The sequence below is a fragment of the Caproiciproducens galactitolivorans genome (assembly GCF_026672255.1).
Taxonomy (GTDB): Bacteria; Bacillota; Clostridia; order Oscillospirales; family Acutalibacteraceae; genus Caproiciproducens; species Caproiciproducens galactitolivorans_A.
The window spans coordinates 72,265-84,246 of record NZ_JAPOHA010000005.1 but is presented as its reverse complement, the minus strand read 5'-3'; the positions used below and the strand labels follow the sequence as shown (position 1 = coordinate 84,246).

Below are 11,982 nucleotides of genomic sequence, written 5' to 3'. Positions count from 1 at the left end.
ACCATGCGACGGCTCATTTATTTTATCATTCAGCGGGAAGAAATTGTCATGCGGAAATCCAGATTGTACGGCGGATTGCGCGTTTCCTTTACCTCGTCCAGAAGGGTGTGCCAGTCCGGCCCCCCTCTCTCTTCTGCCAAACGCACCGCCTGCACATTGAACCACGTATCCAACAGCATGGTTTCGCCCTCGCGCAGAACGGCGAAGTCACTTGCAAACTGCTCCTCCAGAAAGTCCCATTTCCGCAGTTCAAACGCGGCCTGCACGGTGTTCAGCCGCACCCGTTCAACGGCTTTCAACGCTTGGGGAAGGTTTCGGTAACAATCCCACGCGCGCTCGAAGCACCCTGCTTTTGTGAAAATGTCGATTGCATCCTGCGCGAAAACCGCGGACTGCTCCGCGCCCCCGAGCGAGAGCGCTTTTTCCATGAAATCACAGGCGGTTTCCCAGTCCTTTCCCTGCGCCGCGGCGCTCGCAAGGTTCCGGCAGCAGATTGCGGTGGGGCGCAGTTTCAACGACTGCTCCATCGCCGCCACGCCTTCTTTCCACTTTCCGCTTTCGTAAAGCATCAGGCCCAGATGCAGCCATGCGGCCGCGCTGCGGTTTTCCGCTTTTTCAAGGGATTGCGCTAAAAGCTCCGCCCAGCGGGAATCGGTCATCCACGAAGCGGGCAGGCTGTTCGGCTCCGGGTCGGGCATCCTGCCGGTTTGCAGCAGCACAAGCCAGGGCTTTTGCATTTCGCCCATGGTTTCCTTCGGAAAAACCAGTCCTTTCGGTACGATTTGCGGGTCGCGCGCAGCTTCCAGCGCACCCCATCCGCTGCCGAAATGCAGGATTTCATCCGGTACGGCGTCTTCCGCACTTTCAAAACGGCTGTCAGCCCGCCGCAATTCCTCTTCGCTCAGGCGGCTTTCCACAAGATCGTAAAGATACGCTTTGGACTGTTCCCAGCCCGTAAAAGCACGGCTCGGGTCAACATTCATGCCGCCGAACGCCTGCGTAAAGCGTACGCAGCCTTTGGGTTCAAGATCTTCCCCGTGCACCTGGGTCGGCGAAAGTCCCGCCTGAATTTCAAGGTAATCGCCCTGCCCGTCCAGAGAAAGGAAGTCTTTCCAGTGCTGTCCGCCGCGCTGGATTCCCCAGCAGAACATTTTGCGGTAGCGCAGCGTCGGTGTGGAGCGCTCCCAAAAAGCGGTTCCGTCATTATACGCCGCCGCTTCCCATGCGTCGGCGAAAAGCGGCCGGTTCTGGAAAAAGTATTCATTGGAGTAAGGAAGGTTCTGGGGGTAGCTTCCGTCCTTGCCGTTCAGGGTTTTTAAAAACGGCATGGTATCGTGTCCGAATCCGTGAACGCACTGGGAGCCCATCGTTTCCGGCTTGATGCCGATTACCCCATCGCTTCCGGAATATACGCGTACATTGCGGTCCTCGCGCACCGCGATATTCGTCCACCAGTAAAGCGGTACGCTTTCCTCTTTGCTGTTGAAAATCTTTACATGCGCGAAAAGGCAGGCGGAATCGTCCGGCAGATGAAAATCGATCTGAAGGAAAAAGCATTTCTGGCGTTCATACTCGTACATACGCAGAAACGGCGTTCCGTCCGAATCCGTACAGCGCGCAAAAAACACAGGCTCGCAGGTAAGGCAGGTATGCCCGAACTGCCCCAGATTCCACTCGATTCCTCCGGAAAACCACGCGTTGCGGATAGCCAGATTGGCAATGCGGAATACCGGGTTGGTAAAAAGGAGTTCGCGCCCGGCCTTTTTATCAAAGAGCGACCACAGCCGACCGCCGTAATCGGCGAGGAATTCCGCGCGGAGAAAATCATTTTCCAGAACGACGGTGGTGAGCTTCCGCTCCTTTAAATCCCTGTGATAATCCTCCTGCACCAAATAGGGCAGTTCCCGGAAACCGGTCTGATAGCCGAATCCCCTGCGTTCATTTTCCAAAAGCCCCGCGTCGACGAGCGTTTGATTCTGTTCGCGGTCGCGAAAGCGCGGCAGCGGGTTTCCGTTTTCCAGAACAGCGCCCGGTATTTTCAATGCAGAACAGTAAATTTTCAATTGAAACGTCTCCCATTCGTTTATTCGGCAGTCATCCCTTGATCGCGCCGCCCGTTACGCCGGCAATAATCTTCTCGGAAAGGAAAATATAAAGGACGAACGTCGGCAGGAACACGATAACGACGGCGGCAAACATTCCGCCCCAGTCGCCCGTGTAGCGCATGGACTGAATCATGGAATACAAGCCGACCGCTACCGGCCGGGTCTTTGCGGTATTGGCAAAGATAAGCGAAATGAAATATTCATTCCAGATCGTTATAAAGTTAAAAATGGTAACGGTAATGATTCCGGGCTGCGCCAGCGGAAGCATAATCTTCCAGAATGTTTTCATCGGGGAGCAGCCGTCGATGGCCGCCGCCTCTTCGAAGGTAACCGAAAGGTTCCGGAAGAACGTATTCAAAAAGAAAATGGTGAACGGAAGGTTGATCGCGATATAAAGGAAAATGATAAGCCCCTTGGACTGGTTCATATGTAACTGGCTGAAAAGGGAGAACAGCGGCATGATAATCATGATCGCCGGAATTCCCAGCGCCGTTGCAAACAGATTCTGAATCAGGGTATTCCCGCGGAATTTAAAGCGGCTGAGTACATAGGCGGCCGGTGCGCCGAGGATAATGACCACTGTGCAGGAGATCATTGTATAAAGGAGGGAGTTCATGAAGTAGCTGGAAACCTTCTGCGTTTTCCACGCCTTTACATAGTTTTCCGGATGCAGTCCGGTTGCAAACTTGAAGATGTGGCCGTCGAAAATCTCTCTTGTGGTAGAGAACGACGCCAAAATAATCCAGCCAATCAGAACAAAGGTAAAAATGACCCAGATACCGACGATGATATATCCCGGGGCGAGAGCCATTTCCTTTTTCCAATTGATTTTCTCTTTCGTCTTCTTCGTCATAGCTTCGTCCCTCCCTTAAAGTTCTACGTCGTCATTTTTGACGATTAGCTGTGAAATCATAAATACGGCTACAACAACAAGTGTCAGAATGACGCCGATTGCCGCGCCCGCGCCGGAGTCACGCACAGTAACTGCCGAATTGCTCGCGCCGAATACCAGTTCATACATGTAGGACATCGGCGTAACGGTGCTTGCGCTCAGGTTGACCGGTGAAAACAACTGGCTCCAAACGAAGAAGGCCATGGTGCTGACGGTCCACAGAACGATATTGGTGCGGCAGACGCCCTTCAGAAGGGGGAGCGTAATTCGAGAGAAGCGCTGGAACACATTCGCGCCTTCAATGGTTGCCGCCTCGTAATAGTCAACCGGAATTCGTTCAATCCCGCTCATCCAGATCAGCATATGATAACCGACCATACCGAAACAGTAGGCGATGAGCATGCTCCAGAAGACCATTTCCGGCCCCGTCCACTGCGTATTTGCCTGACCGCTCAGGCCGATGCCCTTTAAGACGGAGCTGAACAGGCCGAAATCCGGATTATATACATAGTTAATCCACATCGTTCCCATGGCTACCGCCGAAATGACGTTCGGAAGATAGATTACGGAACGAAAAAAGCTTTTCCCGTGAACACCGCTTGTGAGGATTACGCCGAACAGCAGGGATACCAGCATAACGCCGATGCCGCCCACCAGCCAGATCATGGCGATGTTATGCAGGGAACTCATAAACAAAGGGGTATTGAAAAGCGTCTGGAAATTGCCGAAGCCGTTAAACTTCCATTGGGAAATAGAATCCGTTACGCCCTCAACCTTGAAAAAGCTCATAACGATGGTTCTGACCGTAGGATACAGGAATATCGCCAAGTACAGAATTAACGAGGGAGCAAGGAAAAAGATGATCATTGACTTGTTTTTTGTTTTCATAAGAACCTCCCCGCGATTACCATAAACGAAAGGGCAGCAGTGCGTAAACACGATGCCGCCCTTTCGCTGCTGAAAATGATTATTTCTTCATTGCATCTGCGAAGCCCTTCGCGTCCAGCTTCCCGCTGACAAGGAGGGCAAAGTTTGTCTTGATCTTCGCATTGATATCCGCTACGTCTTCCATACCGACGGCCCACGGATAACGGATTGTGGTTGCGCTAAACACCTCTTTTGCTTCCGTAAGCTGCTTCGGCCATGTGGCGTCGTTCGCCATCGGAACGCCGATGGAGTTTTCGGCAAGCTTGGTGTCCCATTCGCCTGTGGTCATGAACACGATAAATTTAAAGGCTTCCTCCGCATGCTTTGTATTCTTGTTGATACCGAAGCACTGCGCGCCGTACTGGTTGGCATTCGTTCCGTCGCCGTCCTTGCCGATGGCCGGGTAAGCAAAGCTGCCCCAGTTAAAGTCCGCCGGTGCGGAATTTTTGATTTCATTCGGGAGCCATGTTCCATTCAAATACATAGCGACATTTCCGCTTGCAACTTCCTGCTGGCCGGCCGGATAAATGTTGCCCGCCGCATTCTTGGAAATATAGCCCTTCTGGTACATTTCCTGCCACTGCTGTCCAAAGGTCAGGACTGCCGGATCGTCGATCTTTTTGTTGTTCACCATGGCAAGCGTCTTGTCCTTGCCGATCAGACGGCCCATATGATAGCCGAAGAGGGAAGCCATGTAAGCGTCGTCCACCGTAATCGGGGTCTTGCCCGCGGCCTTGATCTTCGCGCAGTCGGCGAGCCACTCTTCCCAGGTCTTCGGGGCTGCGGTAATCCCGGCGGCCTTGAAGATGTCCTTATTGTACATCACCATAAAGCTGGAAGGCTGATAAGGAATGGTGGAAAGCTTGCCGTCCGGCCCCAGGGAGCGGGCCAGTTCAACCAGCTGCTTGTTAATGACATCGGTTAACGGTTTTCCGTTTGTTGTGTCATAGGATTTCTTTGCCAGATCTTCAACATCCAGCAGGTATTTGCCCCATGTTTTATTTACGCGTTCCACGTCTTCATCGAAAATATCGATTTGCTGTCCGCCGTCCAGTGCAGGCTGGAGCGTTTTGCGGATATCGCGGCCCTGCCAGTTGACGTCAACGGTAATGCCCGTCTTTTCTTTGAACGCTGCAACCGCCTCGGAAATCGTTTGCCCCTGCGGCTCGGTTTCATTCCACATGGAGTAATACGTCAGGGTAACGTCGCTCTTTGCGTCGCTTTTGGATTCACCGCCGGAAGCGGCCGCTTTGGATTCCGCGGCACCGCCCCCGCAGCCTCCGAGAATCATGGCGCAGGTCAGTAAAACCGCCATAAGAGAACATAACTTCTTTTTCATTTTCAAACCTCCTACATTGTATAAATTTTTAAAGATTCTCAACCAAATTACATATTGACCAATAAACTGGATGATCGCGTTTCTTTTTTATCCAATTCGCTGTTCAATGCTTTTATTTTACGGTCTTTAAGACAATATTGATTTAGAATTTTTAGCATAAAATTTGCACAATCCATAAAACTTGCACAATCTGATTTTATTGAAAACGCAAGAAAGCAGCAAACAAAACAAAATTCCGCCCTTTCCTACCGATACAGCGCCTACTTTAAATCCGCGTGCGGAATTGTATAAATTTTATACGCAAAATGACAAACGTGTTTTATAATTCCTAATTTGTATTATAAATTTGGTAAAAGAAAGGTATAATAAAAATGATAAACATTTCATTACAGAAATGAAAACGCGAGGTGCATTGCGCTTTCCCGGCGCGGGTAAGGAGCGGATAAAATGACACAATTCGTTGGCACGAAACTAAAATCGGATATCGTCATCGATGAACTGATGACCGTTCATTATTTTGAATATACCAGTAATTTTTATTTTCCGGGAGAAACCCATGACTTCTGGGAATTTTTGTATGTCGATAAAGGACAGGTGGACGTTACCGCCGGGGAAAACAATTATGTGCTGAAAAAAGGCGACATCATCTTCCACAAGCCGTTTGAATTTCACAGCCTGAGCGCAAATGGCATCGTCGCGCCCAATCTGATCGTGATCACTTTCAAGAGCAATTCCCCCGCCATGCATTTTTTTGACAACCGGATTCTCCGGGTGGGCGATACCGAACGCAGCCTGCTGGGACAGTTGATCGAGGAAGCGGCCATCGTCTTTTCCTCCCCGCTGGACGACCCCGACACAAAGATGCTGGAACGCAGCGGAGAGGGTGATTTTGCCGCGGAGCAGATCATCCGGGACTGTCTGGAGCTGATTTTAATTAACCTGATCCGCACCGGCGGCACCGGCGAGGAACGGGTGTCGTCTTCCATACGGGAAAAGGCGGAACAGGATACGTTTGCGCGGATCGTGGCCTATCTGAATCAGAATATCCAGAATAAAGTGACTCTGAATGACGTTTGCCGGGACAACATGTGCGGCTGTTCCTTTTTGCAGAAGGTTTTCCGCGAAAAGACCGGCGGCGGCGTGATGGAATACTTCGGCCGCATGAAAGTGGATTTTGCAAAACAGTATATTCGGGAAGGAACCAAGAATTTCACCGAAATCGCCAATGAGCTTGGGTATTCGTCCATTCATTATTTTTCCCGCCATTTTAAAAAAGTAACCGGCATGACCCCCTCGGAATATTCTTCCTCCGTGAAGCTGGTAACCGACAACCAGAAAGGCCGCCTGCCGCATTTTGACTGATCAAGCTTAACTCCCGTCCGTTGATACGGACGGGAGTTTTTTATTACCGGATGTATTGATTCATTGCTTCTTATATAAAACGACCGACCATGCAAATGCAAGGAGAAAAGCGCATAGGATAAAAGTGTATTTCTTATATTTCATTACACTGTAAGAAAACGCCGCTGAAACCTGTTTTTCCTCTGCCATTCAAATTGACCGGTATTTTTCTGTTTGCATAACAGAAAATAGAAATTTTATACAAAAATCATTTATTGTGCAAAAATTGTGAATAAAAAGACATTTATTTATAAAGTATGTTCGACTACAATAATGGCATAGAGACAAGAAAAAACCGATCAAAAAGGAGTAATGCGAAATGAAAGAACCTGTACTCGTTGTAATGGCCGCGGGAATGGGGAGCAGATACGGCGGGCCAAAACAGATTGATCCCGTAGGGGACAACGGAGAAATCATCATTGATTTTTCCCTTTTTGACGCGGTGAAAGCCGGTTTTAAAAAAGCGGTCTTTATTATAAAAAAGTCCATTGAAGCGGATTTTAAAGAGATCATCGGCGACCGGATGTCCAAAATCATGGACGTAAAATACGCTTATCAGGAAGTTGACGTCCTGCCGGAGGGCTACAGCGTGCCGGAAGGCCGCGCCAAACCGTGGGGAACCGCGCATGCCGTCCTTTGCTGCAAAGGGCTGATCGACGCGCCGTTTGCCGTAATCAATGCGGACGACTACTACGGCCGCGACGCTTTTGCGCTCATTTACAACTATTTGCTTCACAGCCAAGACGATAAATATTACCGCTACGCCATGGTGGGCTATACGCTGGAAAACACCCTGACCGATAACGGCCATGTGGCGCGCGGCGTCTGCGTTACTTCCCCGGACGGATTCCTTACGGATATCCACGAGCGCACCCATATCGAAAAACGCGGCGGTCTGGCGCAGTACACGGAAGACGACGGCAAAACCTGGGTAACCATTCCCGAGGGCAGCACCGTTTCCATGAACCTGTGGGGATTTTCCGAAGGGATTCTGGATGAAATTTCCGCGCGCTTCCCCGCGTTTCTGGACCGGGCTTTAAAGGAAAATCCCAAGAAAGCCGAGTTTTTCCTCCCCACCGTAGTGGATGAGCTGCTGATCGGCAAAAAGGCAACCGTTAAGGTCTTAAACTCGCCCGACAAATGGTACGGCGTAACGTACCGGAAAGATAAGCCGGTCGTCGTAGAGGCTATCCGCAGAATGAGAAAACAGGGAATTTATCCCGCCAAACTTTGGGAGGGTAGGGAATGAAACCGGTAAACCAGGAACTTTTGCCTTCGATTGTGAAAAAATTTCAATTTGAGGGCCAGTTTGTCGGCCTGCTCCCCTACGGAAGCGGCCATATCAACGACACCTATTCCGTCGTTTTTCAAATGGAGGAACGCGTAAACCGTTACATCCTTCAAAGAATTAACACAAATGTATTCTGCGATCCGGTGGAATTAATGGAAAACGTGGTAAGCGTTACGCGTTATCTTTACAACGCGATCGAAAAAGCGGGCGGAGACCCGAAGCGCGAAACGCTGAATCTGATCCCCACCGAGGACGGCTCCTATTATTTCGAGGATGGAGACGGCGGTTTCTGGCGTGCCTACCTGTTTATTGAGAACACCGTCACGCTTCAGCAGACCAGAAACAAAGAGGACTTCTATGAGTCCGCCCGCTCTTTCGGGCGGTTCCAGCTTTTGCTGGCGGGGTACCCGGCTGAAACGCTCCACGAAACCATCCCGCTCTTCCACAACACCCCCAACCGCATCTTTCAGTTTAAGGAAGCGCTGAAGGCGGATGGAAAAGGGCGCGCCGCCGGGGTTCAAAAAGAAATCGACTTTGTCATGGAGCGCGAGGAGTTCACCCATACTCTGGTGGATTTGCAGGCACAGGGAAAGCTTCCTTTACGCGTAACCCATAACGATACCAAGCTGAACAATGTGCTGATCGACGCGGATACCGGTCTTGGAATCTGCGTAATCGACCTTGACACCGTTATGCCGGGCCTTTCGCTGAACGATTTCGGCGACTCCATCCGTTTCGGCGCCAGCACGGCGGCGGAGGACGAACCGGATTTGTCCAAGGTTCATTTCGATCTTGACCTTTTTGAAGCCTATACAAAGGGATATCTGGAAGTTGCCGGAACCGTGCTGACCGACGCGGAAATCGACAATCTGCCCGTCGGCGCAAAGATGCTCACGCTGGAATGCGGCATCCGTTTCCTCACGGATTATCTCGCGGGCGACGTCTACTTTAAGACGGATCGTCCCGACCAGAATCTGGACCGCGCCCGCACCCAGTTTAAACTGGTTAAGGACATGGAAGAAAAATGGGACGCGATGTTTGAAATTGTAAAGAAACATTGGAATAAATAGAGGACAGACGGGCGGGAGGGAAAGCGGATTGAGAAGCGTTCTTTGTTACGGAGATTCCAATACGTACGGGCTGACTCCCGGAATGACCGGAAGATACCCGAGGGACGTGCGCTGGACAGGCGTTCTGCAAAAGCTTCTCGGAAGCGAATGGTATGTAATTGAAGAAGGCCTGGGCGGCAGAACCACCGTTTGGGACGACCCAATCGAGGAATTTAAAAACGGGAAGACCTATCTTCTTCCCTGCCTCGACAGCCATAAACCGCTGGATGTGGTCGTTATCATGCTGGGGACAAACGATTTGAAAAGGCGCTTCTCCCTCCCCGTTTGCGACATTGCGTATGGAATGGAAAACCTGGTAAAAACGATTTTAAAATCGGATGCCGGTGTGGGCGGGGCCGCCCCGCAGGTGCTTTTGGTTGCACCGGTACCCATTCAGGACATCGGCAAAGGCGATTGGCGGATGATGTTCGGCGACGGAATCGAAAACAGCTTCCTTTTAGCGGAAGAATATCAGCGGGCTGCGCGCCGGAACGGAATCTTCTTTCTGAATCCGGGGCAGACGGTCGAAGTCGGCCGCGAGGACGGCATGCACTACACCCCGCAGGGTCACCGCCGGATGGCGGAGATTCTCGCCGAAAAAATCCACGAAATTTACCCCGATGGCTGAAAATAGAATTGGAAATTAAGCAGTGAACCGGCAGCCGCGTCTTATTGACGCGGCTGCCGGTTGTATGTGCCGTCTTGTTCCGAAGCACTTTTATGTAAATCCCCCTCCTGTTTTATCAGCATGACGGGCGCTTCCCCGGAATCCATATACAACTCCTCCGTTTCCTGCTGTACGGCCTGCAATTGCTCAATTACCCTTGTCACTTCCCGAAACAAAACGCAGTACATTTCTTGATAATTCGGCATCTTTTTCCCCTCTGAATGCATTTTGCACCTATTCAAGTGCAATTATAGCATAAATACGCACTATTATCAATTTATAATTGCTCTTATTTTAGTGCAAGAGGTGTGAATTGGAATGGACTTCAACTATGATAAACAGATGGGAAAAAACATCCGCACAATAAGGAAAAAGAAAGGCTGGACACAGGAAATACTTTCCGCTAAATTACAAATAGCAGGCTGCGATATTCCAAGAGGTACTTTGGCAAAAATAGAAGTGGGTCAGCGTCACCTTTATTCCCATGAAATCAAAGCATTGAAGGAAATATTTAATATCTCATTCGATGATTTATTTGTTTAAATTAATACATTAATATGGAGCCAGAGCGTAATGACATTTAAAGAAAGACTGCGTGCTTTACGCGAAGATGCGGACATAAACCAAACACAGTTGGCCGACGCCGTACACGTTGACCAAAGGAGCATATCCTTTTACGAAACCGGAAGATATGAACCGACTTTAGACACATTAATTGCGCTTGCCAGATATTTTCATGTCTCAACAGATTATCTGTTGGGTTTAACCGATAAAAGGTAAGCCTGAGGTGGATGAAAATTGTACTTGCCTAGACTGAAAGAACTAAGGGAAAAAGCAGAAAAAGGACAAAAAGAAATTGCCGATCTTTTAAAAATATCACAACAACAATACAGCTTATATGAAACCGGTGCAAGAGAAATTAAGCTCTGTTATCTAATTACTCTTTCGAAATATTATAGGGTAAGCATAGATTATATGCTGGGTTTAACCGATAAGAAATGAGCGCGTATAAATTCCATTTTCTGGCAACAAGCTAAGCGCCGACGCGATATGCGTCGGCGCTCTCTTTATCCAAATTTATAAGATTTTGTCAAGCATATTGTAATACGCCAGCGTACCCGCGCCCACAACCGTGCCGTCGGAGCCTAAATCTGAAACCCGGACGTGGAAAGGATCCAGCATATAATCTTTCGTCGCATTCCGATACTGCTTTTCAACCAGATTCCGAAACACCTCGTGGTCTTCAATCAGCCGGCCGCAGAGAATGATAATATCCGGCGAATAGGTACTCGCAAGGATGCTGATCGTGATGGACAGGTATTCCATGACACGGCCGATTAAATCCACCGCCCAGGCCTTCCCCTCGCTGTAAGCCTGAAATACGCCGTCAATGGTAATATCCTCCTGCACCATGCGGGCTTCCCGAAGGATCGCCCAGTCCGCCATATAGGTTTGCAGGCAGCCGCGTTTTCCGCATTCGCACATGTTTCCGTACGGGTTAATGCAGATATGCCCGATTTCGCCCGCCATGTTCAGCCTTCCGCGGTAAAGCTTGTGATTAATCAGGACGGAAGAACCGATTCCGGAACCCATCGTAAGAACCACGCTGCTTTTATACCCCTTTGCAAGGCCGAACATATCCTCGGCCATGCCGTGGGCCTTGACTTCATTGTCGAGAAAGATATCGTTTATTCCGGTATATTCCCGCAGAATATCCACCGCCGGGACATCCTTCCATTTCATCTGGGAGGAAAACCGGATTACACCGTCGTCGATCAGCCCTGGGCAGGCAACCCCAACCGCGTGAATGACCGGAAGCTCCGGATTTTCCGAAAGAATCTGCTTGATGATTTCACTGACTTTTTTCAAAACCGTTTCCGCAGATTCTCCGCTGTAATTGTCCTTATATTCCAGTTTCTTTAAAACCTTCCCCTGAAGGTTGATGATTCCGGCGTAAATTCCGTCGCGGTCGATTTCAACGCCGACGCTCAGAAAATGGTCGGAAGCCACATGAAGAAGCTTTGGCCTTCTGCCGACGGTTGCCGTCGTATCGCTGCTGTCTTCCTCAACAACAATCCCGATGTTGACCAGTTCGTCCACAATACGCCCCACCGTCATCAGGCTCATATGCGTTAAATTGGCAATCTGCACACGCGATAGGAAGCCTTTTCTGTGAATAGCCGAGAAAACGAGTTTCCGGTTTGATTTCCGCATAAGAAATTTATCGAGCCTGGCCCCTGAACTGTCCACT

General features: G+C 49.9%; 13 protein-coding genes. 7 read left to right on the top strand and 6 right to left on the bottom strand.

Features of this window, described 5'->3' with window-relative positions:
• Nucleotides 1-29: 29 nt before the first annotated feature.
• The 4 genes from OUY18_RS06145 to OUY18_RS06130 all read right to left on the bottom strand — a co-directional run bounded on the left by OUY18_RS06145 (nt 30) and on the right by OUY18_RS06130 (nt 5,263).
• Entirely contained in the window at nt 30-2,063 is a 2,034-nt protein-coding gene (locus OUY18_RS06145) for a DUF5107 domain-containing protein (RefSeq protein WP_268057874.1), read from the bottom strand.
• 31 nt (nt 2,064-2,094) lie between these two features.
• The gene (locus tag OUY18_RS06140; RefSeq protein WP_268057873.1) at nt 2,095-2,958 is read right to left on the bottom strand and encodes a carbohydrate ABC transporter permease; all 864 of its coding nucleotides are present in this window, start codon (nt 2,956-2,958) and stop codon (nt 2,095-2,097) included.
• Nucleotides 2,959-2,973: 15 nt separating this feature from the next.
• Complete coding sequence (locus OUY18_RS06135; protein ID WP_268057872.1) at nt 2,974-3,885, bottom strand: carbohydrate ABC transporter permease; 912 nt, start codon at nt 3,883-3,885, stop codon at nt 2,974-2,976.
• Between the two features lie 79 nt (nt 3,886-3,964).
• Nucleotides 3,965-5,263, bottom strand: a complete 1,299-nt coding sequence (locus tag OUY18_RS06130) for an ABC transporter substrate-binding protein (RefSeq protein ID WP_268057871.1) — start codon at nt 5,261-5,263, stop codon at nt 3,965-3,967.
• A 447-nt stretch (nt 5,264-5,710) separates the two neighbouring features.
• On the opposite strand from OUY18_RS06130, the gene OUY18_RS06125 reads away from it, so the two are divergent.
• The 4 genes from OUY18_RS06125 to OUY18_RS06110 all read left to right on the top strand — a co-directional run bounded on the left by OUY18_RS06125 (nt 5,711) and on the right by OUY18_RS06110 (nt 9,692).
• Complete coding sequence (locus OUY18_RS06125; protein ID WP_268057869.1) at nt 5,711-6,625, top strand: helix-turn-helix domain-containing protein; 915 nt, start codon at nt 5,711-5,713, stop codon at nt 6,623-6,625.
• Nucleotides 6,626-6,983: 358 nt separating this feature from the next.
• Complete coding sequence (locus OUY18_RS06120) at nt 6,984-7,913, top strand: sugar phosphate nucleotidyltransferase (RefSeq protein ID WP_268057868.1); 930 nt, start codon at nt 6,984-6,986, stop codon at nt 7,911-7,913.
• On the top strand, nt 7,910-9,025 hold the full coding sequence (locus OUY18_RS06115; RefSeq protein WP_268057867.1) for a phosphotransferase enzyme family protein: 1,116 nt from the start codon (nt 7,910-7,912) through the stop codon (nt 9,023-9,025). The genes OUY18_RS06120 and OUY18_RS06115 overlap by 4 nt, the downstream gene beginning before the upstream one ends.
• 28 nt (nt 9,026-9,053) lie before the next feature.
• Complete coding sequence (locus tag OUY18_RS06110; protein WP_268057865.1) at nt 9,054-9,692, top strand: SGNH/GDSL hydrolase family protein; 639 nt, start codon at nt 9,054-9,056, stop codon at nt 9,690-9,692.
• 41 nt (nt 9,693-9,733) lie between these two features.
• On the opposite strand, the gene OUY18_RS06105 is transcribed toward OUY18_RS06110, so the two are convergent.
• Nucleotides 9,734-9,937, bottom strand: a complete 204-nt coding sequence (locus OUY18_RS06105; RefSeq protein ID WP_268057864.1) for a hypothetical protein — start codon at nt 9,935-9,937, stop codon at nt 9,734-9,736.
• A gap of 112 nt (nt 9,938-10,049) precedes the next feature.
• Between OUY18_RS06105 and OUY18_RS06100 the strand changes: the two genes are divergently transcribed.
• The 3 genes from OUY18_RS06100 to OUY18_RS06090 are packed head-to-tail and all read left to right on the top strand — an operon-like array spanning nt 10,050 to nt 10,733.
• Nucleotides 10,050-10,274 (top strand): helix-turn-helix domain-containing protein, encoded by a 225-nt coding sequence (locus OUY18_RS06100; RefSeq protein WP_268057863.1) that lies wholly within the window; start codon nt 10,050-10,052, stop codon nt 10,272-10,274.
• Nucleotides 10,275-10,304: 30 nt separating this feature from the next.
• Nucleotides 10,305-10,511 (top strand): helix-turn-helix transcriptional regulator, encoded by a 207-nt coding sequence (locus tag OUY18_RS06095; RefSeq protein ID WP_268057862.1) that lies wholly within the window; start codon nt 10,305-10,307, stop codon nt 10,509-10,511.
• A 24-nt stretch (nt 10,512-10,535) separates the two neighbouring features.
• Nucleotides 10,536-10,733, top strand: a complete 198-nt coding sequence (locus OUY18_RS06090) for a helix-turn-helix transcriptional regulator (RefSeq protein ID WP_326492982.1) — start codon at nt 10,536-10,538, stop codon at nt 10,731-10,733.
• Nucleotides 10,734-10,808: 75 nt separating this feature from the next.
• On the opposite strand, the gene OUY18_RS06085 is transcribed toward OUY18_RS06090, so the two are convergent.
• Entirely contained in the window at nt 10,809-11,981 is a 1,173-nt protein-coding gene (locus OUY18_RS06085; protein ID WP_268057860.1) for an ROK family protein, read from the bottom strand.
• Between the last annotated feature and the right edge of the window lies 1 nt (nt 11,982).

Bases quoted from the DNA above. Each gene is read 5' to 3' on its own strand.
- OUY18_RS06140 (WP_268057873.1), bottom strand. From the start codon at position 2,958: ATGACGAAGAAGACGAAAGAGAAAATCAATTGGAAAAAGGAAATGGCT.
- OUY18_RS06135 (WP_268057872.1), bottom strand. From the start codon at position 3,885: ATGAAAACAAAAAACAAGTCAATGATCATCTTTTTCCTTGCTCCCTCG.
- OUY18_RS06130 (WP_268057871.1), bottom strand. From the start codon at position 5,263: ATGAAAAAGAAGTTATGTTCTCTTATGGCGGTTTTACTGACCTGCGCC.
- OUY18_RS06125 (WP_268057869.1), top strand. From the start codon at position 5,711: ATGACACAATTCGTTGGCACGAAACTAAAATCGGATATCGTCATCGAT.
- OUY18_RS06120 (WP_268057868.1), top strand. From the start codon at position 6,984: ATGAAAGAACCTGTACTCGTTGTAATGGCCGCGGGAATGGGGAGCAGA.
- OUY18_RS06115 (WP_268057867.1), top strand. From the start codon at position 7,910: ATGAAACCGGTAAACCAGGAACTTTTGCCTTCGATTGTGAAAAAATTT.
- OUY18_RS06105 (WP_268057864.1), bottom strand. From the start codon at position 9,937: ATGCCGAATTATCAAGAAATGTACTGCGTTTTGTTTCGGGAAGTGACA.
- OUY18_RS06100 (WP_268057863.1), top strand. From the start codon at position 10,050: ATGGACTTCAACTATGATAAACAGATGGGAAAAAACATCCGCACAATA.
- OUY18_RS06095 (WP_268057862.1), top strand. From the start codon at position 10,305: ATGACATTTAAAGAAAGACTGCGTGCTTTACGCGAAGATGCGGACATA.